17 protein-coding genes are annotated in these 25,681 nt (G+C 72.9%); 8 read left to right on the top strand and 9 right to left on the bottom strand.

What is annotated here, in order from left to right:
* Positions 1 to 17 precede the first annotated feature (17 nt).
* The 3 genes from BEK98_RS09375 to BEK98_RS09365 form a co-directional block, all read right to left on the bottom strand.
* Positions 18 to 1,439 (bottom strand): FG-GAP-like repeat-containing protein, encoded by a 1,422-nt coding sequence (locus BEK98_RS09375; protein ID WP_244201809.1) that lies wholly within the window; start codon positions 1,437 to 1,439, stop codon positions 18 to 20.
* 107 nt (positions 1,440 to 1,546) lie between these two features.
* The gene (locus BEK98_RS09370) at positions 1,547 to 2,536 is read right to left on the bottom strand and encodes an NAD-dependent epimerase/dehydratase family protein (RefSeq protein ID WP_094215944.1); all 990 of its coding nucleotides are present in this window, start codon (positions 2,534 to 2,536) and stop codon (positions 1,547 to 1,549) included.
* A 74-nt stretch (positions 2,537 to 2,610) separates the two neighbouring features.
* The gene (locus tag BEK98_RS09365) at positions 2,611 to 3,669 is read right to left on the bottom strand and encodes a PucR family transcriptional regulator (RefSeq protein WP_094215943.1); all 1,059 of its coding nucleotides are present in this window, start codon (positions 3,667 to 3,669) and stop codon (positions 2,611 to 2,613) included.
* A 239-nt stretch (positions 3,670 to 3,908) separates the two neighbouring features.
* Between BEK98_RS09365 and BEK98_RS09360 the strand changes: the two genes are divergently transcribed.
* The 5 genes from BEK98_RS09360 to BEK98_RS09340 all read left to right on the top strand — a co-directional run bounded on the left by BEK98_RS09360 (position 3,909) and on the right by BEK98_RS09340 (position 15,616).
* Positions 3,909 to 6,116: a flotillin family protein gene (locus BEK98_RS09360; protein WP_094215942.1), complete on the top strand. Its 2,208-nt coding sequence runs from the start codon at positions 3,909 to 3,911 to the stop codon at positions 6,114 to 6,116.
* A 114-nt stretch (positions 6,117 to 6,230) separates the two neighbouring features.
* Positions 6,231 to 11,123, top strand: coding sequence for a DNA repair ATPase (locus BEK98_RS09355; protein WP_107428263.1), 4,893 nt, complete (start codon positions 6,231 to 6,233; stop codon positions 11,121 to 11,123).
* A 162-nt stretch (positions 11,124 to 11,285) separates the two neighbouring features.
* Positions 11,286 to 13,493, top strand: coding sequence for an MMPL family transporter (locus tag BEK98_RS09350; RefSeq protein WP_167444115.1), 2,208 nt, complete (start codon positions 11,286 to 11,288; stop codon positions 13,491 to 13,493).
* A 246-nt stretch (positions 13,494 to 13,739) separates the two neighbouring features.
* Complete coding sequence (locus BEK98_RS09345) at positions 13,740 to 14,948, top strand: sensor histidine kinase (RefSeq protein ID WP_094215941.1); 1,209 nt, start codon at positions 13,740 to 13,742, stop codon at positions 14,946 to 14,948.
* The gene (locus BEK98_RS09340; protein WP_094215940.1) at positions 14,945 to 15,616 is read left to right on the top strand and encodes a response regulator transcription factor; all 672 of its coding nucleotides are present in this window, start codon (positions 14,945 to 14,947) and stop codon (positions 15,614 to 15,616) included. Before BEK98_RS09345 ends, BEK98_RS09340 begins: the two co-directional genes overlap by 4 nt.
* Positions 15,617 to 15,627: 11 nt before the next feature.
* On the opposite strand, the gene BEK98_RS09335 is transcribed toward BEK98_RS09340, so the two are convergent.
* Positions 15,628 to 16,188, bottom strand: a complete 561-nt coding sequence (locus BEK98_RS09335) for a GNAT family N-acetyltransferase (protein WP_094215939.1) — start codon at positions 16,186 to 16,188, stop codon at positions 15,628 to 15,630.
* Entirely contained in the window at positions 16,185 to 17,555 is a 1,371-nt protein-coding gene (locus BEK98_RS09330; protein WP_094215938.1) for an ATP-grasp domain-containing protein, read from the bottom strand. Before BEK98_RS09330 ends, BEK98_RS09335 begins: the two co-directional genes overlap by 4 nt.
* A 263-nt stretch (positions 17,556 to 17,818) precedes the next feature.
* Between BEK98_RS09330 and BEK98_RS09325 the strand changes: the two genes are divergently transcribed.
* A complete protein-coding gene (locus tag BEK98_RS09325) occupies positions 17,819 to 18,280 on the top strand; it encodes a hypothetical protein (RefSeq protein WP_143684096.1) in 462 nt (153 codons plus the stop codon).
* Positions 18,281 to 18,284: 4 nt separating this feature from the next.
* On the opposite strand, the gene BEK98_RS09320 is transcribed toward BEK98_RS09325, so the two are convergent.
* Together BEK98_RS09320 and BEK98_RS09315 are read right to left on the bottom strand one after the other, a co-directional pair.
* Complete coding sequence (locus BEK98_RS09320) at positions 18,285 to 19,058, bottom strand: VOC family protein (RefSeq protein ID WP_094215936.1); 774 nt, start codon at positions 19,056 to 19,058, stop codon at positions 18,285 to 18,287.
* A 128-nt stretch (positions 19,059 to 19,186) separates the two neighbouring features.
* On the bottom strand, positions 19,187 to 19,552 hold the full coding sequence (locus BEK98_RS09315) for a winged helix-turn-helix transcriptional regulator (protein WP_094215935.1): 366 nt from the start codon (positions 19,550 to 19,552) through the stop codon (positions 19,187 to 19,189).
* Positions 19,553 to 19,669: 117 nt separating this feature from the next.
* Here BEK98_RS09315 and BEK98_RS09310 point away from each other — a divergent pair, with 117 nt between their 5' ends.
* Positions 19,670 to 20,320: an FMN-dependent NADH-azoreductase gene (locus BEK98_RS09310; RefSeq protein WP_094215934.1), complete on the top strand. Its 651-nt coding sequence runs from the start codon at positions 19,670 to 19,672 to the stop codon at positions 20,318 to 20,320.
* Positions 20,321 to 20,490: 170 nt separating this feature from the next.
* Here the strand turns inward: BEK98_RS09310 and BEK98_RS09305 are convergent, their stop codons facing one another.
* Positions 20,491 to 21,327, bottom strand: coding sequence for a DUF2182 domain-containing protein (locus tag BEK98_RS09305; protein ID WP_094215933.1), 837 nt, complete (start codon positions 21,325 to 21,327; stop codon positions 20,491 to 20,493).
* Positions 21,328 to 21,507: 180 nt separating this feature from the next.
* Here BEK98_RS09305 and BEK98_RS09300 point away from each other — a divergent pair, with 180 nt between their 5' ends.
* Positions 21,508 to 24,570 (top strand): FG-GAP-like repeat-containing protein, encoded by a 3,063-nt coding sequence (locus BEK98_RS09300; RefSeq protein ID WP_094215932.1) that lies wholly within the window; start codon positions 21,508 to 21,510, stop codon positions 24,568 to 24,570.
* Positions 24,571 to 24,572: 2 nt separating this feature from the next.
* On the opposite strand, the gene BEK98_RS09295 is transcribed toward BEK98_RS09300, so the two are convergent.
* Positions 24,573 to 25,622 (bottom strand): pentapeptide repeat-containing protein, encoded by a 1,050-nt coding sequence (locus BEK98_RS09295; RefSeq protein WP_167444114.1) that lies wholly within the window; start codon positions 25,620 to 25,622, stop codon positions 24,573 to 24,575.
* Positions 25,623 to 25,681: the final 59 nt, after the last annotated feature.

Raw genomic sequence — 25,681 nt, 5'->3', positions numbered from 1 at the left:
TCTCCGAGGAAGAGGGGTCAGTCGGGCAGTGCCGCTGCGAAGGACGAGCGGGAGCCCAGGCCCAGGGACTGAGGGGTGAACAGGGTCGAGCCGGTGCCGGTGGGGCCGGAAGCCGTGCCCGGCAGGAGGTGGAGGCGGCCGATCTCCCACGCGGCGGCGACCAGTTCGGCCCGGCCGTCGCGGTCGAAGTCGCGCAGCAGGACGGAGGCGCCGAACCAGGCGTCGTTCTCGTCGCCGGGATCGCCCGCGACACCGGGCGTGCCGGTGTCGTACTGGCGGGCGTTCGTGCCGGTGAGTCCGTTCTTGCCGCCGCGCAGGACGGTGACCGCGCCCGCGCGGAAGAGGTGGTCGCCGATCACCTCGCCGGGGACCCCCACGGCGAGGTCGGGGTAGCCGTCCCCGTTGGTGTCGGCGGCCGACACGTCGGAACCGAAGGAGTCGCCGGACTCGGACGTGCCCGGCACGCCGGCCGTGTCCTGGGTGAACGAGGTGCCCGTGGTGCTGGGGCCCTGGGAGGTGCCCTTGTAGACCCGGACGGTGCCGCCCCTGCCCGCGGTGGGGAGGCCCACGGCGAGATCGCCGTAGCCGTCCTTGTCGAAGTCCGCGATCGTGGTGCTCGAGTTCCAGGCGAGGCCGCCCGTGCCCATTAGTCCGATCTTCCGCGTCGGCTTGGTGGGGCCGCCCGAGCCGCCGCGGTAGAACCAGGCCCGGTTGGTCCAGGTGTCCGAGTCGTAGCCGAGGACGGCGAAGTCGGCGGTGCCGTCCTTGGTGACCTTGCCGGAGACCACGAGATCCGGGCTGATGTCCTCGCCGTCGACCGGGTCGAGGTTGGTGGCCGTGCCGCGCGAGCCGGACTTCGTGAACGGGCCGCGCAGGACGTAGATGTAGTCGTCGGTGATCGCGACGACGTCCTGCTTGCCGTCGGCGGTGAAGTCGCCGACCGCGACGTCCTTGGCGAAGCCGCAGTCCTTGCAGCTCGGGCTCCTGAACGAAGTCCCCTCGGACAGGCCCGACTTGGAGCCCCACAGGATGGTGAAGGTGCCGTGGTAGGCGCCGTCGTCCTCGCCGGGGGCGGTGACGACGAGGTCGCCGTAGCCGTCCTTGTTCATGTCCGCCGCGGTGACCTTCGCGCCGAAGAAGTCGTTCGTCTCCGCGGTGCCCGCGATGTACGGGGTGTTCTGCGTGATCACCGAGCGCCTGGCGGGGTCGGGGCCGTGGGCCGTGCCCCAGACGACCACGACCGCGCCCGCCTCCTTCTTGCCGGCCACGGTGGCGGAGCGGTCGCCCAGGGCGAGGTCGCGGTAGCCGTCGCCGTTGAAGTCGTCCGCGTACTTCGCCGTGGCCGCGGATGCCGGCGCGGCCAGCGCCAGCGGGGTCAGGCCGGAGGCGAGCAGCGCCGCGGTCAGCAGCGAGGTGCGCTTGCGCAAAGTGTCTCCCACGATCGGGGCGGATCCCGGGCGCCGGGGTGGCGCGCGATCAGGAGACCGACAGCAACAGGCAAGGGTTGTACGTGAGTTCGGTGAATTTTTGTGATTCCTGTGACGGGTCACCGGGCCCCGGCGAACTCCCGCATCCCCTCCTCGAAGGACACCTCCGGCTTCCAGCCCAGTTCCGCCCGCAGGCGCGACGAGTCCGCCGTGATGTGCCGTACGTCGCCCAGCCGGTACTCGCCGGTGACCAGAGGTTCGGGGCCGTCGTGGGCGGTGGACAGGGCGCGGGCCAGGTCGCCGACCGTGTGGGGGGTGCCGCTGCCGGTGTTGTACGCCGTGAGCGTTCCGGGGCGCGGCTCGGCCTCCAGCGCGGTGACGTTGGCGGCGGCCACGTCGCGGACGTGCACGAAGTCGCGGCGCTGGCGGCCGTCCTCGAACACGCGTGGGGGCTCGCCGCGTTGCAGGGCCGAGCGGAAGAAGGAGGCGACCCCGGCGTACGGGGTGTCGCGGGGCATGCGGGGGCCGTAGACGTTGTGGTAGCGCAGGGAGATCGCCGTGCCGCCGGTGCAGCGGGCCCAGGCGGCGGAGAGGTGTTCCTGGGCGAGTTTGGTGGCCGCGTACACGTTGCGGGGATCGGTGGGGGCGTCCTCGCCCACCAGACCGGGGGACAGCTCCGCCCCGCAGGACGGGCAGTGGGGGTCGAAGCGGCCTGCCTTCAGGTCGGCCTCGGCTCGGGGGCCGGGGCGTACGACACCATGGGTGGGGCAGTCGTAGCGGCCCTCGCCGTAGACCACCATCGAACCGGCCAGCACCAGCCGGCCTACGCCCGCCTCGGCCATCGCGGCCAGCAGGACGGCGGTGCCCAGGTCGTTGCGGGAGACGTACTCGGGCGCGTCCGCGACGCCGTTGCCGAGGCCCACCATGGCCGCCTGGTGGCAGACCGCGTCCACGCCGGACAGGGCCGCAGCGACGGATGACGGGTTGCGGACGTCGGCGGACGGATCGTCCCGGACGTCGTACACGACCGGCTCGTGGCCGCGCGCCCGCAGCGCGTCGACGACATGGGACCCGATGAAACCGGCACCGCCGGTGACCAGTACACGCATACGGCCACGCTAGGTCCGCGGGCCCGTCGCAGCGGGGTGCGACGGGCGGTACGTCATCGGACGGTAAGGAGTGATCAGAGCGGCTTCGCCGGCCAGTCCAGCAGGCGGGCGCCGATCACCGCCGTCTGGAGCGGGTAGCGGTGGGCCGGGTCGGCCGGGTCGGCGCCGGTCAGTTTGTGGATGCGCTCCAGGCGGTAGGTCAGGGCGCGCACGCTGAGCGAGAGGCGGCGGGCGGCCTCGGCGGCCACGCAGCCGGAGTCGAAGTACGTGGTCAGCGTGTCCAGCAGGGGCTGCGGGCCGCCACGGGCCGCGGTGAGCGGGCCGAGGGTGTGGGAGACCAGGTCGGCCATCGCCTGCCGGTCGCGGGCGAGCACCGGGTAGACGAGCAGGTCGGCGGCGCGCAGCAGCGGCTCGTTCAGGTCGAGGCGCGCGGCCATCTCCAGTGTGGCGAGGGCCTCCTCGTACGACTGCACGACGCCGCCGGGTCCGTGCTGGGCGCGGCCGACCGCGACCCGGCAGCCCTCGGCCGCCGCGTACGCCTGCTTGGCGAAGTGGGTGAGGACGTCGTCCTCGTCGCCGGGCGCGACGCACAGCAGCCGGCCGTTCTTGGTGGTGAGCAGGATGCTGCGGGCGTCGAAGCGGGCCAGGACCGCCCGTTCCACCTGCCGGGTCACCGGGTCGCCCTCGGTGTGCGGGGTCGGGCCCTCGGCGACGGCGACCGCGTGCGCCCGGGAGAGCCGCAGGCCGAAACGTTCGGCGCGTTCGGAGAGGCGGCCCAGGTCACTGCGGCCGTAGAGCAGGTCGTCGATGAACTCCCGGCGTGTGGCCTCCTCGCGGCGCACGGCGGTCCGCTGGGCGCGTTCGTAGCCCTCGGCGAAGGCGTCGACGGCCTGTTGTACGGCGGCCAGGGTGCAGTCGGCCGAGCCGGGAGTGCCGGGCCAGGCGGCGCGGGCGGCGGACAGGTGGGCGACGACCAGGGCGCGCAGTCCGTGGCCGGCGTCGGCGGCCTCCTCGCCCAGGGAGCGGCGCACGGCCAGCTCCTCCCGGGTCAGCCGGCGACCGGTGGCCGCGACCTCGGCCAGGGTGTGGGCATAGCCGTCCAGATAGTGCTCCGGTATCGCCTGCTCGGTCACGCCGTCCCCGTTCCCCCGTGATCTTGACGTGCCGGTGACGGTTCCTTAGCGCCTCACCGGCATCGAATCATTATGGAACGCTGCCGGAAACCGGCAATGCGCGGGCGCGCGCCCCTCCTGCACCATCGCCTCACGGGGGAGCACTACGGATGGATCCGGTGCCGGACACCTGAAGGCGTCCGGCACCGGAGCCGGGGGGCGCTTCCGTCCTCATCGTCTGACGCACAAGGACGTATGCCATGGAAGCGCTCGGCGTGCTCATCGCCGTCTGTCTCGTCGTCGTACTGCTCGCGCTGTTCGCCTTCTCCCGGCTGTACCGCAAGGTGGACCAGGGGCGGGCGCTGATCGTGTCCAGGACGCGCAAGGTGGACGTGACGTTCACCGGGCAGGTCGTGCTGCCGGTGCTGCACAAGGCCGAGATCATGGACATCTCGGTGAAGACGATCGAGATCAGCCGCTCCGGCCGGGACGGGCTGATCTGCCGGGACAACATCCGCGCCGACATCCGCATCTCGTTCTTCGTCAAGGTCAACAAGACCGAGGCGGACGTCATCAAGGTCGCCCAGAACGTCGGCACCGAGCGCGCCAGCCACCAGGACACGCTGCAGGAGCTGTTCCACGCGAAGTTCTCCGAGGCGCTGAAGACCGTCGGCAAGCAGATGGACTTCACCGACCTGTACACCAAGCGCGAGGAACTCCGGTACCACATCATCGAGTTGATCGGCGTCGACCTCAACGGGTACCACCTGGAGGACGCGGCGATCGACTACCTGGAGCAGACCCCGATCACCCAGCTCGACCCGGCCAACGTCCTCGACGCCCAGGGCATCCGCAAGATCACCGAGCTGACGGCGGTCGAGCACGTGCGCACCAACGAGGCGCAGCGCACCGAGCAGAAGGAGATCACCCGGCAGAACGTCGACGCCCGCGAGGCCATCCTGGAGCTGGAGCGGCGGCAGGCGGACGCCGAGATCAAGCAGAAGCGGGAGATCGAGACGTCCCGGGCCCGCGAGGAGGCCGAGACCGCGCGGGTCGTCGAGGAGGAGCGGCTGCGCGCGCAGGGCGCCTTCCTGCGCACCGAGGAACAGCTGGGCGTGCAGCGGGAGAACCAGGCCCGCGAGGTCGCGGTCGCCGCGAAGAACCGTGAGCGGGTCATCGCCGTCGAGAACGAGCGCATCGAGAAGGACCGGATGCTGGAGGTCATCGCCCGGGAACGGGAGACCCAGCTGACGAAGATCGCCGCCGAGAAGGAGGTCGAGGCGGAGAAGCGGGAGATCGCCGAGGTCATCCGGGAGCGGGTCGCGGTGGACCGTACGGTCGCCGAGCAGGAGGAGTCCATCAAGAAGCTGCGCGTCGTGGAGGAGGCCGAGCGCGAACGGCAGTCCCTCGTCATCGCCGCCGAGGCGGAGGCGCAGGAGAAGCTGGTCAAGGACATCAAGGCCGCCGAGGCCGCCGAGCAGGCCGCGACGCACCGGGCCGCCGAGGAACTCACCCTCGCCGAGGCCCGGTTGAAGACCGCCGACCTGAACGCGCGGGCCAAGCTGCGGCTCGCCGAGGGCATCCAGGCCGAGGCCGCCGCGGAGGGGCTCGCCGCCGTGCAGGTCCGCGACAAGGAGGCCGAGGTCATCGAGAAGTCCGGCCGGGCGGAGGCGCAGGCCGCGGAGGCGAAGCTGCGGGCGGAGGCCGAGGGTGCCCGGGCGAAGGCGCTGGCGGAGGCGGAAGGCGCCCAGGCTGCGGCGCAGGCGACCGGGGCCCGGCTGAAGGCGGAGGCCGAGGGCACGCAGGCCAAGGCGCTCGCGGAGGCCGAGGGCGCGCGGGCCGCGGCGGAGGCCACCGAGGCGCGGCTGAAGGCCGAGGCGGAGGGTGCCCGGGCCAAGGCCCTCGCGGAGGCCACCGGCATCGGGGAGAAGCTCAAGGCCGAGGCGGCGGGCCTGACCGAGAAGGCCGCCGCGATGGCCGCCCTGGACGAGGCGTCCCGCGGGCACGAGGAGTACCGGCTGCGGCTGCAGGCGGAGAAGGAGATCCGGCTGGCCGGCCTGGAGACCCAGCGGCAGGTCGCCGAGGCCCAGGCCACGGTCCTCGCGACCGGCCTGGAGAACGCCGACATCGACATCGTCGGCGGGGAGTCCGTCTTCTTCGACCGGATCGTATCGGCCGTCTCGCTCGGCAAGGGTGTCGACGGGTTCGTGGACAACTCCCTCACGGCACAGGCGCTGGCGAAGCCCTGGCTGGACGGCTCGGGCAGCTTCACGGAGGACCTGGGCCGTGTCCTCGGTTCGTTCGGCTCGGCGGACGTGCAGAACCTGACGGTGTCGGCGCTGCTGATGAAGCTGATGAAGTCCGGCGGGCCCCAGTCGGTTCAGCTCCGCCAGCTCCTCGACAAGGCGGGCGAACTCGGCCTGGCGGACACGCCGTTGACGGCGCTGAACGGTGCCGCCCGGAACTGAGGGCCGGAACCGACGACCGGTCCTGACGACCGGTGGCCGGGCCGCCGTACGGGGGTCGGCGGCCCGGCAGCCCCCTGCTCACCCACTCGAAGCCCTTGAAGGGAAGCGCCGTCCATGGCAACCGCCCCGGAGACGGGCTCGTACGACACCGTCGACGCCGGCACCTACGAGGTGCTGCGCGACCGCCTCGCCGCCCAGGCGGCCGACCTCGCCCGGCGGGCCGAGACTCTCAACGCCCGCCGCGCCGAGGAGTTCGGCTCCGCGGGGCTCGGCCTCACGGCCACGACGCGGCTGCGCACCGGGCACGCGTGCGTGCCCTGCGACGTCGTCGCCGTCGGGGACGTGCTGCTGTTCGGCAGCACTGGCCGGACGGCCGACGGGACGGCATCGGTCGCGGACGTCCTCGCCCTGTACGACCGGGACCTGAACCGCCTGCCCGAGGACGCCGTACCCGGACTGCTCGACGACCCCGCGTTCGTGCGGGAGTTCACGGCCCTGCACCGCTACTACCGGCAGGCCCGGCTGCTGCGGCTGCGCCGCCTGGACGACCGGCTGCTGGCCGTGTTCCGCACCGGCGAGAAGGCCGACGACGTCCGGGCCCTGCGCTGGAGCCTGACCGCCGACGGCGGGGCCCGGTTCCTGGACGCGCGCGGCGAGCGCGACGACGTGGTCCCGCCCGCCCACGACTTCGCCTGGACCGGGACCACCCGTGAGGACCACGTCCTCGGCCGGGACCCGTACATCGCGGTGCCGGGCGGGCTGGGCGTGGCGACCGTCGGCGGCCGGCTCACCGTGCGCGGCCCGGAGGGCGAGGAGCTGTACGCCGAGCCGGTCGAGGAGCCGCTGCAGGCCCTCGCCGACGCCGGGGTCGCGCACGCGAGGGTGGGGGCGCTGGTCCTGCTGCGGGTGCGGCCGTACAAGGAGGACGCCGACCGGTACCTGGTGTTCGACACGCTGACCCGGTCGGTGGTCCGGCTGGACGGCATCGGGCAGGCGTGCCGCCGGCTGCCCGAGGACCGGGGGATCGTCTTCCCGGGCGGCTACCACCTGACCTCGGGCGGGCACAAGACGTACGAACTCGACGCGGCGGGTCTGGAGTTCGAGCGGGACGTGCGCTCGCCGAACGGCGAGGACGTGCTGTACGCGTTCCGCTCCCGTACCGAGAGCCGCACGCTCCTGCTGTCGTACAACACCCTCCGCAAGGAGGTCGCCACCCCGCTGCCCTGCCGGGGCTGGGCCCTGTTCGAGGACGGCGCCCTGGCCGTGCTGCGCGCCGACGGCGACGAGCCCGCGCACACGCACCCCGTGCAGTGGTGGACCTCACCGTACGTCTCGGACACCCATGCGGCCGCCCTGCGCACCGGCACCGGAGCGCTGGCCCGGGTCGGCAACGCGGACCTCGTGCGCGGGCTCGCCGACTGCCTGTCCGTCGCCCGGCTCGTCACCGAGGGCATCGGGACGGGGGAGGGCTACCGGGCGCTGGCCGTCGCCTGTGTGCGCGCCGCCGACGCCCACCACTGGCTGGGCGAGCCCGAACTCGGCGATCTGCGCACGCCGTTGGCGGCTGTGCGGGAGACCGCCGAGCAGGTGCTGGCCGAGTTCGAGACCGTACGGTCCCTGACCCGGCAGGCCGATGAGGCGTTGGAGGAGGCAGCGGTCCGGATCGCGGCCGTGGTGCGCCGGCTGCGCGGCGAGGCCCCGCGGGACGCCGCCTCCTGGGTGCGGGGGCTCACCGAACTCCGGCACGCGCACGGTCACCTGCTGACGCTGAAGGAGCTGCGGTACGCGGACACCGCCCGGGTGGACGAGCTGGCCGCCGAGGCGGTGGCCGACCTCGCGGCGTTCGGGCGGCGCGCGGTGTCCTTCCTGGCCCGCGAGGACGCCTTCGCGACCCAGCGGGCGGACGTCGAACGGCTGGTGGCGGAGGCGGGTTCGGCCGAGACCGTCGCCGCGGCCGCCCCCGTCGCCGCCCGGCTGGACGAGCTGGCCGACGGGCTGCGCACGGTCACCGAGGTCGTCACCGGCCTGGACATCGCCGACGCCACCGTCCGCACCGCCATCCTGGAGCGGATCGCCGAGGTGCTGGGCGGTGTCAACCGCGCCCGGGCCACCCTCGACGCCCGCCGCCGTACCCTCCTCGACCACGAGGGCCGCGCCGAGTTCGCCGCCGAGACGGCTCTGCTGGCCCAGGCGGTCACCGCGGCACTCGCCGTCGCCGACAGCCCCGAGGCATGCGACGACCAACTCGCCCTGCTGCTCGGCCGGTTGGAGGACCTGGACGCCCGGTTCGCCGAGTTCGACGACTTCCTCGGCGAACTCGCCGACAGGCGCACCGAGATCTACGAGGCCTTCGCCGCCCGCAAGCAGTCCCTCGCCGACGCCCGCGCCCACCGCGCCGAGCAACTGGCCGCCTCCGCCGCCCGGGTGCTGGAGACCGTCGACCGCCGCGCGGCCACGCTCAGCGACACCGACGCGGTCACCACCTACTTCGCCTCCGACCCGATGGTCGCCAAGGTCCGCCGCACCGCCGACGAGCTGCGGTCCCTCGGCGACGGCGTGCGCGCCGAGGAACTCGACGGCCGGCTCAAGGCCGCCCGCCAGGAGGCCGCCCGCGCCCTGCGCGACCGCACCGACCTGTACGCCGACGACGGCCGCACCCTGCTCCTCGGCGGCCACCGCTTCGCCGTCAACACCCAGCCCCTCGACCTCACCCTGGTCCCGTACGGCGACGGCCTCGCGTTCGCGGTCACCGGCACCGACTTCCGCCGCCCGGTGACGGACCCCGGCTTCGCGGACACCCGCCCGTTCTGGGGCCGCCACCTGCCGTCCGAGTCACCCGAGGTCTACCGCGCCGAACACCTCGCCGCCCGGCTGCTGGCCGAGCACGGCCCGGCCGCCCTCGCCGCGGCCGACCTGCCGGCCCTGGTGCGTCAGGCGGCGCAGGCGTCGTACGACGAGGGCTACGAGCGCGGGGTCCACGACCACGACACCACCGCGATCCTCACCGCCCTGCTCCCCCTGTACGACGACGCCGGCACCCTGCGCCACGAGCCCGCCGCCCGGGCCACGGCCCAGCTCTTCTGGGCCCACGGCACGACGTCCGCCGCGCGGGAGACCTGGTCCCGGCGGGCGGTGTCGCTGGCCCGGGCCCGGGACGCGTTCGGTCCGTCGGGCGCTCTCGTCGAGCTGGTGGGGGAGCTGGCGGAGGCGATCGGGCGGTGGAGCGCCGGCCGGGCGGAAGCGGGTGGGGGACCGTCCGTGCCGGGGGCTGACGGGCCGCTCGCCGGTGCCGCCGCCGCGTACCTCTTCGACGAGCTGACGTCCGGCTCCGACGGCTTCGTGCTGGGCGCGACCGCGCGCTCGCTGCTGGAGAAGTTCCGCCACTCGGTGGGCGGTTCGGAGTACGCCCGGGACCTGGAGGCGCTGACCGACCTGGCGGCGCGCCGGCAGGTCGCCGAGGCGTGGCTGTCGTCGTACGCCACCGCCTCCGGCGCCGAGGCAGGCCCCGGTGAGCTGGCCGAGGCGGTCGCCGCCGAACTCTGCCCCGGCCTGCCCCGCTACGACGGCGACGCCCCGCTGACCGCGACCGCGGAGGGCCTGCTGGGCACCCACCCGCGGGTGACGGGCGGCCGGCTGCCGCTGCGCCTGGACGAGTTCCTGGCGCGGACGGCGCTGTTCGCGGAGCGGGAGGTCCCTGCCTACCGCGCGTACCAGCGCCGCCGTACGACCCTGGTGGCCGCCGAACGCGAGCGCCTCCGCCTCGCCGACCACCGCCCCCGGGTGATGTCCGCCTTCGTCCGCAACCGCCTCGTCGACGAGGTGTACCTGCCGCTGGTCGGCGACAGCCTGGCCCGGCAGCTCGGCACCACCGGCGAGTCGAAGCGCACCGACACCGGCGGGCTGCTCCTGCTGGTCTCCCCGCCCGGCTACGGCAAGACGACCCTCATGGAGTACGTCGCCGACCGGCTCGGCCTGATGCTGGTCAAGGTCAGCGGCCCGGCGCTCGGCCACGACGTCACCTCGCTCGACCCGGCCGACGCCCCGAACGCCACCGCCCGCCGCGAGATCGAGAAGATCAACTTCGCGCTCGCGGCCGGCAACAACACGCTCCTGTACCTGGACGACATCCAGCACACCTCGCCCGAGCTGCTGCAGCGGTTCATCCCGCTGTGCGACGCGACCCGCCGCGTCGACGGGGTGTGGGACGGCGAGCCGCGCACCTACGACCTGCGCGGCAAACGCTTCGCGGTCTGCATGGCGGGCAACCCCTACACCGAGTCCGGGGACCGCTTCCGTATCCCCGACATGCTCGCCAACCGGGCGGACGTCTGGAACCTCGGCGACGTCCTCACCGGCAAGGAGGACGTCTTCGCCCTCAGCTTCGTCGAGAACGCCCTCACCGCCCACCCGGTCCTCGCCCCGCTGGCCGGCCGCGACCGCACGGACCTGGACCTGCTGGTCCGCCTGGCCGCGGCCGACCCCACGGCCCGCGCGGACCGCCTCACCCACCCCGTCCCACCCGCCGAACTCGACCGCGTCCTCGCCCTCCTGCGCCACCTCCTCCACGCCCGCGACACGGTCCTCACGGTCAACGCGGCCTACATCGCCTCCGCGGCCCAGTCCGAAGCGGCCCGCACCGAGCCGCCGTTCCGCCTCCAGGGCTCCTACCGCGACCTGAACCGCATCGCCCAGCGCCTGAGCCCGGTCATGAACGCCACCGAACTCGCCGCCGTGATCACCGACCACTACACGGCCGAGGCCCAGACCCTCACCACCGGCGCCGAGTCCAACCTCCTCAAGCTCGCCGGACTGCGCGGCACCCTCACCCCCGAACAGTCCGCCCGCTGGACCGAGGTGAAGACCGCCCACATCCGCGCCCGCACCCTCGGCGGCCCCGGAGACGACCCCCTGACCCGCGCGGTGGCCGCCCTCGGCCTGCTGGCCGACCGGGTGGCGGCGGTGGAGTCCGCCATCACCCGGGCGAGGGGCGGACGGGACGGGTCCTGACGCGGTACTGGACGCCACCCGCCGGCCGGCCGAGTACTGCGGATTCAGTACCTCCTGCTGCGGCAGCAGTAGCCGCTACTGCCAGCCGTGGCATGACGCCCCGGGGACCCTTGTCAGGACAGCCTGGGCAGGTACGCGAGATCCGAGGTGAGGTTCCCTGCCGTGGCTGCATTTCTCTCCCGACTGGGCCGTCTGGCCTTTCGACGACGTTGGTACGTCGCCCTGCTGTGGGTCGCCGTCCTGGGCTGTGTGGGGCTGGGTGCCGCCAAGGCGCCGGGCACCGACGACGGCGGGTTCTCGATGCCCGGCATCGAGGCCCAGAAGGCGTACGACCTGATACAGGAGCGCTTCCCGGGCGCCGCCGCCGACGGCGCCACCGCCCGCGTGGTCTTCGTCGCCCCGCACGGGGAGAAGGTCTCCGCGGGCGCCAACAAGAAGGCCGTCGAGCGGGCGGTCACCGACCTGGGCGAGGGCTCGCAGGTCGCCGTCGTCGCCGATCCGTTCAAGGCGAAGGCGGTCAGCGCCGACGGCACCACCGCCTACGCCACCGTCACCTACAAGGTGAAGTCCACCGACCTCACCGACGCCAGCCGCACCGACCTGGAGCACGCCACCGGGCAGGCCCGGGCGGCCGGGCTGACCGTGGAGACCGGCGGCAGCGCCCTGGACAGCGGCGGCGGACCCGGCGGCGCGGCTGAGATCATCGGCATCTCGATGGCCGCCGTCGTCCTCCTGATCACCATGGCCTCGCTCGCCGCCGCCGGACTCCCGCTGCTCACCGCGATCCTCGGGGTCGGCGTCAGCATGGCCTCGATCCTCACCCTGGCCAAGCCGTTCGGCCTGTCCACCACCACCGGCACCCTGGCGATGATGCTGGGCCTGGCCGTGGGCATCGACTATGCCCTGTTCGTCGTCTCCCGCTACCGCGAGGAACGCGCCAAGGGCCACGCCCCGCAGGACGCGGCCGGGCTCGCGGCCGGCACGGCGGGCTCGGCGGTGGTCTTCGCGGGTCTCACCGTCGTCATCGCGCTGGCCGGCCTGTCGGTGGTCGGCATCCCGATGCTGACCAAGATGGGCCTGGCCGCCGCGGGCGCGGTCGTCGTCGCCGTCCTCGTCGCGCTGACCGCCGTACCGGCCCTGCTCGGCTTCTGGCCGAACGCCGTGCTGCCGCGCGCCGCGCGCAAGAGCGGCCGTCTGGAGACGAAGGCGCAGGGGCTGGGCACCCGGTGGGCCGGGTTCGTGCTGCGGCGGCCGGTGCCCGTCCTGCTGCTCGGCGTCATCGGACTCGGCGCGCTCGCCGTCCCGGTGACCGGGCTGCAGCTCGGCATGCCGGGCGACGAGGCCAAGCCCACCTCCACCACCGAGCGCCGCGCCTACGACGCCCTCGCCGACGGCTTCGGCCCCGGCTTCAACGGGCCGCTGACCGTCGTCGTGGACGCCAAGGGCGCCGACGACGCCAAGTCCGCGGTCAGCACGATCAGCGGGAAGATCGCCGGCACCCAGGGCATCGTCTCCGTCTCCCCGGCCCGCTTCGACCAGGCCGGCGACACCGCCGTGTTCACCGCGACCCCGTCCACCAGCCCCACCGACGAGCGGACCAAGACCCTCGTCAAGGACATTCGCGGCGAACGCCCCGCCCTGTCCGGCACGACCGGGGCGACCTTCGAGGTCACCGGCTCCACGGCCATGAACATCGACATCGCCGGGAAGGTCCAGGGGGCGCTGATCCCGTACCTGGTGACCGTCGTGGGCCTGGCCGTCGTCCTGCTCCTGGTCGTCTTCCGCTCGCTCCTCGTCCCGCTCAAGGCCGCCCTCGGCTTCCTGCTCTCCGTCCTCGCGGCGCTCGGCACGGTCGTCCTCGTCTTCCAGGAGGGCCATGGCGCGGAGCTGCTCGGCGTGCAGCAGACCGGGCCGATCATGAGCCTGATGCCGATCTTCCTGGTGGGCATCGTCTTCGGTCTCGCCATGGACTACGAGGTCTTCCTCGTCTCCCGGATGAGGGAGGCGTACGTCCACGGGGAGCGGCCGGCACAGGCCGTGGTGAGCGGCTTCCGGCACAGCGCCCGGGTCGTCGTGGCCGCCGCGCTGATCATGATCGCGGTCTTCGCCGGGTTCATCGGCGAGAACGACTCCATGATCAAGATGATCGGCTTCGGCCTGGCCTCGGCGGTCCTCTTCGACGCCTTCGTCGTCCGCATGGCCCTGGTCCCCGCCGTCCTCGCCCTCCTCGGCGACCGCGCGTGGTGGCTGCCGGGGTGGTTGGACCGGGTATTGCCCCGCGTCGACGTGGAGGGCGAGGCCCTGTCCCGGGACCGCGCGGAGGAGAGCCCCACGGAAGCTCCGGAGCAGCGGGCCGACGCCAGGGTCTGAGCCCCCTCCACCCCGCACCGGACCCGGACGCCCCTCAGGGGACTCGCCCGGGTCCGGCACGGCGTCCGGGCGAGGCTCCCATCCGCACCCGCCGACGGCGATGGCTGTACGGGTGGTGCGGGTGGGAAGGCGACGGACGCCGAAGGCGAAGCCGAGGCGGCCGTTCCCGCCGAAGCGCCGCAGGCAGTCCGTGCCCACCCACCGTCGGTCACTATGAGAAGAAGCATCACCCCCGGAGAGCCCCGAATGACCCTCAGCCTGGAGCGCTATGCCACCCGCCATCCACGCGTCGTGGACGTCGTGACGGTCGTGGCCCTCGGAGGCTGTGTCGGCCTCGGCGCCGTGGTCAACCCGCCCGGTTTCGCCCGGCCCACCGCCGAGTGGCCGGTCAGGATCCTCGCCGCCCTGTCCTGCGTCGCCGTCCTGGCCAGCCGCACCCGCCCCCGCACCGCGGTCGTCGTCACCGCGGCCTGCGCCACCGCACTCGCCGCGATGGGCTTCCTGCCCACCCCGCTGGTGTTCGCCCCCCTCATGGCCGCGCTGTACTGGCTGGCCGACCGCACCGACACCCGGACCACCCGCGTCTACGGCGCCACGACCATGGCCGTGCTGGTGGTCACCTCCCTGGCCGCCCTGCCGCTCGGCCAGCTGTTCCTGCTCCGCACGGTCGGCGTCGTGCTGTGGCTGGCGCTCCCGCTCGCGGCCGGCAGCAAGGCGCGGCTGCGGCGGGCGTACCTGGAGTCGGTGCAGGCCCGCGCGGCCCATGCCGAGCGCACCCGGGAGGAGGAGGCCCGGCTGCGGGTCGCCGAGGAGCGCATGCGGATCGCCCGGGACCTGCACGACGTGGTCGCCCACCACATGGCCGTCGCCAACGCCCAGGCCGGCACCGCCGCCCACCTCATGCCCACCCACCCCGAGCAGGCTCGGAAGATCCTCGCCGACCTGACGGGCACCACCTCCTCCGCGCTGCTCGAACTCCGCGCCACGGTGGGCGTGCTGCGCCAGGCAGACGACCCGGACGCGCTGGAGCCGGCCCCCGGCCTGGACCGGCTGCCCGAGCTGATCGCCGCCTGCCGCTCGGCCGGTGTCGACGTCACCGTCGACACGGAGGGCGAGCCCCAGCCGCTGCTGCCGGGCGTGGACCTGACGGCGTACCGGATCATCCAGGAGGCGCTGACCAACGTGACCAAGCACGCGACCGGCCACGCGGCCCGGGTACGGCTCGCCTACTCCGGCTCCCGCCTGCTGATCACCGTCACCAACGACGGAACGGCACCGGCCGCCGCGCCCACCCAGGGCGGCTTCGGCCTGCTCGGCATGCGCGAACGCGCCCACTCCGTCGGCGGCGACCTGAGCGCGGGCCCCCGCCCCGGCGGCGGCTTCGAGGTCACCACCGCGCTGCCGCTGCACCCGAACCCGCCCGCCGAATCCGACGTACCCGAGGCGGCCTCGTGAGCATCCGTGTCCTGCTCGCCGACGACCAGGCCCTGCTGCGGGGCACGTTCCGGCTGCTGCTCGACTCCTGCGCCGACATGGAGGTGGTCGGCGAGGCCGCCGACGGCCAGGAGGCGATGGACCTCGCCCGCGCCCACCACCCCGACGTCGTCCTCATGGACATCCGCATGCCCGGCACGGACGGTCTGGCCGCCACCGCCGCGATCTGCGCCGACCCGGAGCTGACCGGCACCCGGGTGCTCGTCCTGACCACCTTCGAGACCGAGGAGTACGTCGCCCAGGCGCTGCGGTTCGGTGCCAGCGGCTTCCTCGGCAAGTACGTCACCACGGACACCCTGCTCGCCGGCATCCGTACCGTCGCCGCCGGTGAGGCGCTGCTCTCGCCCGGCGCCACCCGCGCCCTCATCACCCGCTTCCTCGCCGCCCCCGCGCCGGGCGCCCTGCTGACCTCCCCGGAACGCCTCGCCGACCTCACCCCCCGCGAACGCGAGGTCACCGCGCTGGCCGCCCGGGGCAGGTCCAACGCGGAGATCGCGGCCGAACTCGTCCTCAGCGTCCTGACCGTGCGCACCCACATCCAGCGCGCCATGACCAAGCTCGCCGCCCGCGACCGCGCCCAACTCGTCGTCATCGCCTACCAGACGGGGCTGGTACGGCTGCCGGGCTGAGCCGAAGGCGCTCAGGCGGGCAGCGGGATCCTGCCCAGCTCGGTCACCCGCGGGTTCCGCCCGGCCTGTGCCGTGGTCTCGAACAGCGCGCCCGCCGGAATGCCGGGGACGGTCCGGACGTGCCGCCAGCCCTGGCCGAGGTAGTACGCGTGGAGGCCGGTGTTGCCGGTCCAGGCGGCCAGGCGGACCACCCGGGCGCCGTCGGCGGCGGCGCGGGCGAGGGCCCACTGCTGGAGGGCCGCCCCGATGCCGCGGCCGGCGTGCGGGCGGGCGACGACCACCTTGCGGAGGTAGCGGGCCGGGACGGCCAGTTCGGCCGGGGTCCACAGGCGCGGATGGCCGTGCGCGAGCAGGGTGAGGGTGGCCACCGGCTCGCCCTCGGGGGCGAGCATGGCCATCACGGTCGCGCCCTGCTCGATGAGGGACAGGGTGAGCCGGGGCCGGAAGGGTTTCGACCACTGGTCGGAGCCGTGCCGCACCGCCAGCCAGCCGGCGGCCTCCTGCCGCCAGCCGCGCAGGGTCGTCAGGTCCTCCGGGACGGCCGGTCGGACGTAGAGCGGCGGCGGGGTCAACTGCGCTCCTCCCCGAACGAGTAGAGGCGGCGCAGGGCCTGGACGAGACGGCGGCCGTCGGCGTTGAGGGAACGCCCGTCGGGTGCGGACAGCGGCCGCCGGGCGACCAGCCGGCCGAGGATGCCGCGGGGGTGCAGTACCGTCCCCTCCCGGGCCAGGTTGACCAGGACGCACTCGTCGGGCCCGCACTCCAGCAGCCCGTAGCCGGGGCGGCGGAAGACCAACTGGTCGTCCTGGAGGACGTAGACGCCGGGGGCGGGTGCGCTCGGCACGTAACAGGCCTCGGCAGCGGTGTGACGTACGGTCAGCTGGACGCCGTCCGCCGGGTCCTGACCGGGCTTGCCGAGGGTCTGGTGGCCGTGCCGCTCGGCGACGTGGCGGACCAGCGTCGGCACCTGCCCGTCCCGGAGTTCGATCTCGCCCAGCAGCCAGGTCGAGCCCAGTACCCGGCAGTTGACCTCCAGCGCGACGACGGAGTCCGCGCGCACGGCGAAGTCGGCGCCGAAGATCCCCCGGTAGCCGAGGCCGGTGAGCCCCCGGCCGATGCGTTCCATCGCGTCGTTCGTCCGGGCGAGCACGGCCGGCGGCAGCAGCGCGGGTGCGCCGAAGTCCGAACCGGAGTACGCGCCGAACCCGGAGCCCGCCTCCTCGATCCCGGCCAGTTGCAAGGCCGCGCGCAGCGTCGCGGCCGTTCCGTCGTGGGCGACGAAGCCGTAGCAGGCCAGGGTGGTGTCACCGACGTACTCGCTGACCAGCCACCGCTCCCGCGAGGGCAGGCCGGCCGCCGTGCTCTCGTCGGTGACCAGGTACGTCCCGTTCCCGCCCGCGCTCAGCGGCTTCTGTACGACGAACCGGTCGCCGAAGCGGCGCCGCAGCGCCGGGTAGTCGATCCCGTCGACCCCGCCCACGACCAGGTCGTCGGGTGTCGGCACCCCCTGCTGCCGGAACCAGTCCCGCATCGCGGCCTTGTCCTTGAGCGCCTCCCAGGCGTGCTGCACGTCCGGCACGAGCAGCCGGGCGCCGGTCGCCTCGATGGCCTGCCGCCAGTGCGGTCGGTACGTGCCGTAGGCGGCGAGGGCGAACTCGCGGCCCCGCCAGCGGTTCCCCACCAGGTGGGGCAGGTGGTCCATCAGGGCGTCCAGATCGCGGCCGCTCAGGGTGTCGGTGCGGCACCTGGTCCGCTCCTCCAGCGTGTACATGTCCGCGGTGAACCGGTCGGTCCAGCCCGTGTCCGCGCCTTCGGGAGTCAGCAGTCCGGCCAGGCAGCCTGTGCGGAGCAGCGGCAGCAGGTAGAGCGGGCGCGGGGCGGTGCCGAGGAAGCGGGCGGGCCGCAGCAGGCGCTCGACGTCATCGAGGGACGCAATCACGCGGTGGATTATGCAGTCCGGTGATACGCCCCAAACACACAGAAACCGTGGGCCGTCAGGGGTGCTGACGGGGCGTTAGAATGCCCGGCCGCCCGCTGCCTGAACGCGTACGGCCACCGGCTCACCGCCCGTCCGGCCGGCGACGAGTGACCGCCGACGGGTGAGAACGGCAGGCGGGGCGCAATCCCCCGAGCGCTGCGAGCCGTATAAGAGGGCAGAGGGATCAATCCTGGCGAAACACTGCTCATTGCACAGCTGGAGTCATGATGACCTCCAATGCCACCGAAGTGACTTTGACCGGGCTGGGAGCGTGTTGTGCCGTCGGAAACACGGTGCTGCACACTCTGCTTGTTCCTGATCACCTTGAGGAGATGTTCTATATCGGCGTCCTTTTCGCCGTGGGCAGCGCCGTCATGCTGGTCGTGGCGGTGGCGCTCGTCACGGCGAGTCGCCCCATGGCCGCATGGCTGACCGGGGCGGTCGTCAGCCTCGGCATGATCGTCGCTTTTCTGCTGTCGCGCACCGTCGGCCTGCCGGACGGCTACTACGAACCCGGTTGGGAGGCGCCCTACGGCCCGCTCTCCCTGCTCGTGGAGGGAATCTTCGTGCTCGCCTTCCTCACCTGGCTGGGAGTCAGGGCGGATGTGAGCGCGGTGCCCGGGCCGCCGCACCAGGCAGCCCGCGAACGGACCGCACCGGGCAGCACCGTGCAGAAAGGCTGGTGAGACGTCAGTTCTGGCGAGGGTTCGGCTTGAGTACGGCGAACACGGCCTGGCCCGGGTCCGTCAGCCAGGCGATGCGCCCGACGTCCGGCACGTTCGCGGCCGGCATCAGCACCGTCCCGCCGTTCCCCCGCACGGCCGTGACGACGGCATCCGCGTCGGCCACGGCGAAGTACGGCACCCAGCGCGCCGTCTCCTGCTCCCCCTGGAGCGGAGCCACGCCGCCGAAGGATCCCTCCTGCTGGTCGCCCTCTCGGATGCTCAGAACCCGGTACGTCATGCCGGGCGCCCGCATCTCCTGGGAGCGCCAGCCGAACAGCCCCTGGTAGAAGCGGATGGCCGCTTCCGGATCGGGGACGTGCAGCTCCACCCACACCAGCGTGTTGTCCTCGGACGTCCGCTCCAGGCCCATCCGTGACTCCAGGACGGCGAACCGCGCGCCCTGCGGGTCGGTGAACTGGGCCAGCCGGCCCTCGCCCATGCGCATGGGCCCGACGCGCACACTGCCGTCCCCGGCGGTCACGGCAGCGGCGGTGGCCTCGGTGTCGTCGCTGCGGAAGTACGTCGTCCAGGCCGACGCGGCGCCCTCCTCGGTCAGTGGTCCGAGGGCGGCGACGGTCCGGCCGTCCCGCTGGAAGAACCCGTACCCGCCCGCCTCGGGCCCGAGCGAGAGGTGCTGCCAGCCGAAGACGGCGCCGTAGAAGGCGGCGGCCGCGTCCGTGTCGGGGCTGCCGAGGTCGAGCCAGACGGGCGACCCGGCGCGGAAGTCGGTGCCGAGCATGCGTGTCCTCCAGCGGGTCCGGTACGTGAGCCGTCGTCACTATGCCGCCCGCAGGGACGGCGCCCGGCGCAGCGGTCCGGATGTCCCGGGCGTTTCACCCGGGCTGGGGAACCCGCTCGGCCCGGCCGTTACCCGATCTCCCCGCAGGGCGGCGCGTCCGGCAGGTGCTCCTTCGCCCACGCGCCGAGTTCCCTGAGCGCGGGCTCCAGTGCGGCTCCCGACTCGGTCACGCGGTAGGAGACCCGCAGCGGGGGTCCCTCGTCGACCTCGCGGACCACGAGTCCCGCTGCACCGAGTTCGGCGAGCCGGTCGGAGAGCATGCGCTCGCTGATGCCGGGGATGGCCCGGCGCAGGTCGGCGAAGTGGGTCCGCTGCCCCTGCAGCACGGACAGGATCGGGCCGTTCCAGCGCTTTCCCAGCACCTGGAAGACGCGGGTGATGCTGTCGTCCACCCGCCCGCACTCCGCCACGTCATGCGTCTGCTCCGCCGCCATGGAGCCAGGGTACTACCCGGCCGTATGGGGGTGAAAAAAAGTAAGCTCCTGTGTTAGATATAGCTGAGTACGAAACTTCAGCCCGCTTGCCGCGGGCTCGTTCCTCTGGAGACCCCCATGGCGACCCTGCTCCACATCGACTCCTCCGTCTTCCCGGGCGAAGCATCCGCCTCCCGCGCCGTGACCGACACCTTCCGCAGGACCTGGGAGGAGCAGCACCCGGGCGGCACGGTGATCTACCGGGACCTGGCCGCGCACCCCGTCCCGCACCTCGACGCCCACGCCCACACGGCCGGCTTCGTCGATCCCTCCGCCCACACCCCCGAGCAGGCGGCCGCCTTCGCCGACCGCCTGAAGCTGATCGAGGAGCTGGAGCAGGCCGACGCGGTGCTCATCGGTGCGCCGATGTACAACTACTCGATCCCGTCGACCCTCAAGGCGTGGCTGGACAACGTGATCCTGATCGGCCGCACCGGGGGCGAGACCCCCTCCGCCAAGGGCACGCCCGTCACCGTCGTGGCCAGCCGCGGCGGCTCCTACGCGCCGGGCACCCCGCGCGAGCCGTACGAGTACGTCCAGAACTACCTGACGGCGGTCCTCGCCGACGCCCTCGGGCTCGACCTCGACTTCATCGTCCCGGAGCTGACCATGGCCCCGCAGAACCCGGCGATGTCCGAACTGGTGCCCCTCTTCGAGGCCTCCCGCGACCGCGCCCTCCAGGACGCGACCACCAAGGCGAAGACCCTCGCCGAACGCTTCGCCGCGTAACCGGGGGAGCAGCCACCTGCGTGGCCGGTTGCTCTTGCGCGGTGCTGTGCGGTTGCCCGTACGACGGTCTGCCCCGGGACGCCCGGGGTGGTACCGAGTGCCTGGGCAAAGGTCGGGCTGCGAGGTGACCGGAGGGGCTGCCCGCGGTCGGGCCTGAACGCGTACGCGGGTCACATGCCGTCCATCGACGGCGTCGCACCCCGCAGCCCCGGCAGCAGCCAGTCCTGGAAGGGTGCGAGCACGGTCAGGACCAGGAAGGCGACGCCCAGGACCCGGGCGAGCAGCGGGCCCCGGGACCACAGCTTCTCGACGAAGATCACCACGGCCAGGGCCGCCATCGCCGCCACGTCCATCACGCCGAGCGGAAGGAGGACGGCCATCAGCCCCGCGCAGCAGCCGACGCAGTAGGCGCCGTGGTGGACGCCCACCCGCAGATCGCGGGCCGGCGGCCGGAAGGCGGCGTAGTGCGTCAGATGGCTCATCGGGTCGCGGCAGTGCCGCAGGCAGACGTACTTGAAGGGGCCCAGCTGGTACAGGCCCGCGAGCAGGAAGGCCACCGAGCCGATCCAGCGTCCGGCGGTGGGACGGTCGTGCACCAGGTCCCCGGTGAGGGCCAGAGCCGCGTAGGCGAGCAGTCCGAAGGCGGTCCAAACCAGCAGATATCCGCCCACGAACGCGACGGTGCGGGCGGCCCGGGTCCAGCCGGACGACTGCCGGCCGATCCCGCGCACCCAGGTGAGGGCCACCGGCGCCATGGACGGCAGCATCATGGCCGCCATCATCGTCACCCAGAGCAGCAGGAACAGCGGCAGCGCCAGCCTCATGGTGCCGGGCCCGACCCCCATGTCCCGGGCCTGCCCGACGGTCAGCACCCAGGCGGGCACGGTGATCAGGACGACCAGGAACCAGGCGACCGCGAGATCCCGCGCCGGCAGCAACCGCCCGCCCGCTCCGGTCGGCGCGGGCGACCGGGCGGACACGACGGCGGACGTCCGGCTGTGACGCATCGGCGTGCTCCCCTGTGTACGACTCCAGGAGAGCACGCCCCCTTCTGCGCAGCGACCTCGCCGCTTCCCGTAGGTCATCACTTGTCATGGCCGAGGTAAACGACTGCTAATATCCGGCCACTCGCACGGTAGTTCGTGCCGCATCGCCTTTCCGTCTTCCGTCTCCTGTGGAGGAACCGCGTGGGCAGACGTGCCCTCATCCGTGGCGGTATCGCCGCCGCCACCACTCTCACGCTGGCCATGGGCCTCGGACCGCTCGCCCTCGACGCGCACGCGGACGCGCCCACGGAGGTGGTCATCCCGGCCGAGACGTCCCTGCTGCCCCGGACCTCCCTGCTGAGCGCGGGACCGTCCGGATTCCTGCGCTACGAACCCGGACGCGGCCATCTGTGGACCACCTACACGGGCGAGGACACGGTGGTGGACGCCTCGGCCACCGAGGTGTGGGGCATGCCGGAGTTCGGCGCCGGTTTGGACGTCGTCGCCCGCTACGACGACAACGCGCGGACCGTGTCGCTGCGGGACATGGCGGCCGGCGGGACGACCGCGACGCTCCCGTTGCCGTCGGGCCACACCTACCGGGGGACGCTCGGCCGGACCGTCGTGACGACCGCCTGGTCGGACGGCAACTCGGGCTGGCACCTGCTCGACCTGCAGGACGACGGCACGGTGCGCGACCGCGCGGTGGCCGGTGTCCCCGACGGCATCGACCCGATGGGCGGCGGTGACTCGCCCGTGGGCGACGCCCACGGCATGGTCGTCCAGTACCGGGCCGGCGAGACGGTCCGCAGCGCCTGGCTCGACGCCGACGAGGGCAAGCTGGTCGTGCTGCCGTACAACCCGACCATCAATGTCACCGGGCGCACGGTCCTCACCGCCACCCACCTGGTGTCCTGGGACGGCTCCACCGTCTCCGTCTACTCCCGCGACGACCTGACCACCGCCGTCCGTACCGTGCCCCTGGCGGACGACGGACCGACGCACCTGATGGGCATGGTCGGCGACACGCTCCTGGTCTGCCGCTACGACTCCTCGCTGGGCGCCATGGACGGCAGCCTGCCCGTCTGGCGGGTCGACGGGGTCGCCCCCGACGGCTCGACGACCGGGACCGTGCTGGCCCGGACGCGGAGTCTGGGACTCGCCGTCCCCACCCCCGACGGCGGGCTGTTGGTGCCCGGCAGCGGCCCCGACACCGCCGGCTGGGGAGTGAACCTGGTCCGTGCGGGCTCCGACGGCACCCCCGTGGTCAAGCGGGTCGCCGCCGCCGAGCTGAAGCCGGAGACCGACCCGGTGCAGGCCCTCACCCTGGACGGCGGCCGGCTGACCGTGACGGAAGACGACCGGGATCAGGGCCGTAGGGTCATGTACAGCCGGCCGATCGGCACGACCGGAGACACCCTCACGGTCGGCTCACGCACCTCCCACGGCTTCACCAAGGACAACCCCACCCTCGTGGGCACCGGGGACGGGCGCACGGTGGTGTGGAACCTGTGGGCCTCGGACGGTGACCGCGTGCCCCGGGTCGTACAGCCCACGGGCTCACTGCCCGGCACACCCGTCGATGCCCGGCACAACTACGTCCGTGTCTGGGACGCCAAGGGCCGGCACGTCGCGATGGCCACCGAGTACACCGACGAAGCCGGGTCCGAGACGAGGGTGATCGACCTCGACACGGGCGGCACGGTGCTCACCTCGCCGCAGCACGGCATCGCGCTGTGGGGCACCACCCTGTGGGTGCGGGACGGCAACGACAGCGCCGTGCCGGTCGACGTCCGCACCGGGAAGCGGGGCGAGCCGGTGTGGTTCGGGCCGAAGTGCCTGCTGGAGGACCTGAAGGCCGCCGGGCGCTGGCTGCTGTGGTCGTGCGTGGGGTCGGGCGAGAGCCAGGGCGTCTACGACACCGTCGCGAAGACCAAGCTGACCCTCACCGAGGGCGCCTGGGAGACCGCGCGACTCGGTGACGGATTCGTCGTCACCTACGCGGACGGCGCGCTGAAGGTGACCGACGTCCGCAGCGGCACGCCCGTGTCGCACACGGTGGGGACCCTCCCGTCGTGGCATTCCTGGGACGTCGACCCGTACACCGGTCTGATCGCGTACGTCGACGACGAGGGCGACATCCACGTGGTGTCCAGCGGCGTCCCCCTCTCACCGCTCACCCAGCTCGACGCGGCCGTCGCCGGCACGGCCGACGTGAAGGGCGGCGCCGCGCCCTGGAGCCCCAAGTGGTGGCTCTCGAAGCCGGCCGCCTCCTGGCAGCTCGCGATCAGGCACAAGGCCACGGGCGCGACTGTCCGCACCCTGTCCGGCGGTACGGCGCAGGGCGTGCTCTCGGCGTCGTGGAACGGCAAGGACACGGCCGGCAAGCTGGTGCCCAACGGCGCCTACACCTGGACGCTGACCGCCACCCCGGCCGACGGACAGGGCGCGGCCCTGACGAAGTCCGGCACGGTGAAGGTCACCGGCGCGACCCCGGTCCGGCGGGACTTCGCCACGTCGGACGGCTTCGGCGAGCTGCTGACCCTGAACGGCTCGGGCGGGCTGACGTACCAGTACGGGACCGGCACCGGCACCCTCACCGGGAAGCGGACGGGTTCCGGGTGGCCGACGACGGTGAAGGCCGTGCCCTTCGGCGACCTGAACGGTGACCGGTGCAACGACGTGCTCGTACGCCTCAGCAGCGGCACCCTGCGCGCCTACCGGCCCGCCTGCGGCTCGGCGGTGACCCCGTCGACCGCGTACACCTCGCTGGGCACGGGCTGGAACCAGTACGACGTGCTGACCTCACCGGGAGACGTCAGCGGCGACGGCCGAGCGGACCTGATCGCGCGTCAGGCCTCCTCCGGAGACGTCTACCTCTACAAGGCGACGAGCACGGGGAAGCTCTCGGCGCGGGTGAGGATCGCGTCCGGGTGGACGGGCTACAAGAAGATCCTCGGCGCCGGCGACCTCAACGGCGACGGCTACGGCGATCTGCTGGCGCAGGACAAGTCGAACGAGCTGTGGCGCTACGACGGCACCGCGACGGGCAAGTTCAAGAGCCGGGTGAAGGTCTTCGCCGACTGGGGCTCGTCGTACAACGCCGTCGTCGGCGTGGGCGACCTCACCGGTGACGGCAAGGCCGACCTCGTGGCCCGTGACACCTCCGGCAACGTGTGGCGCAGCAACGGCAACGGCAAGGGCTCCTTCGGCAGCCGCACGAAGATCGCCGGCGGCTGGCAGAGCTACAAGGGCCTGTTCTGACGTCAGGTGACCTCGGGACTCGGGGTGACCCTGGAACTCGGGGTGACCTCGGGTCTCAAGGTCACCTCGGGACTTGAGGTCGCCTCGGGACTTGAGGTCGCCTCGGGACTTGAGGTCGCATCGGGCAGGTCCCCTTCCGGGCGGCGCGCACCGGTCAGGTTCGCGCCGTTCCATGTGGTCTCCGTCAGGTTCGCGCGGTCCAGCCTTGTACCCGTCAGATCCGCCCTGCTCAGGTTCACGCCCGTCAGGTCCGCTCCCCGGAGGTCGGCCCGTGTCGCGTCCGCGTCGGTCAGATCGGCGTCGGCCAGATGTGCGCCGCTCAACACCGCCAACTCCAGGTTCACACCCGTGAGATCGGCCTTCTCGAAATCGCCACCGGAGAGAACGGCCCCGCCGAGGTCGGCGTGGGTCAGGCTCGCTCCCTTGAGTTCGACCTTTCTGAGGCGGACTCCTCTGAGGTCGATGACGGCGTCTCCGTCATGGGACGGGTCGCGGTTGCCGAGCGCGTAGAGCGCCGCCTGGATGTCGGGGGCCTTGTCCACCGCCGCCGACTTCTTGGTGGCGTGGTCCCGGATGTACTTGGACAGCATGTCGATCACCGCGGGCTGGGTCCGGGGAGAATCGGTCATGATGCTCTGCATCGAGTAGATGGCCCCCCTGCGGACATCGACGGAGTCGTCGATCAGTTTCTCCACGGCGGCGTCGTACCGATCGGCGATCTGCCCCTGCTCGGAAATGGTCAGCTCGTCGGACACCTGGGCGACCGAAATCCAGGTGAAGACCAGGGCGGCGACCGCGGCCAGTCCCGGAAGCGTCGTGGCGAGGAGATTCGCCCAGTGGGCCGAGCCGCCCGGCTGCTCGGCGGGACCGGAGGTCGTCCAGCGGCCACCACCGCCTCGTTCCGGCGCCCTACGGCGGTGTCCTGGACGACGCGCTCCCAGAGGTGGCCGTATCGAGCGGGGCCCGTCTCGGTGCCCCGCACGCTCCCGGCGGTCCGCGATCCGGCGAAGCTGTCGGCTGCGTGCTCCCGCACGAGGGATGCCTCTGCTCATGACCGCCATTTGATCGGATGTCAGCGGGCGGGCAAAAGCGCTTTCACACGGCCCGCTCC

Origin of the sequence: Streptomyces diastatochromogenes (assembly GCF_002242805.1) — a bacterium.
In the GTDB taxonomy this organism is placed as follows: Bacteria; Actinomycetota; Actinomycetes; order Streptomycetales; family Streptomycetaceae; genus Streptomyces; species Streptomyces diastatochromogenes.
Note: the sequence above shows the minus strand (reverse complement) of the source record. Positions and strands in the feature narration are given on the sequence as shown.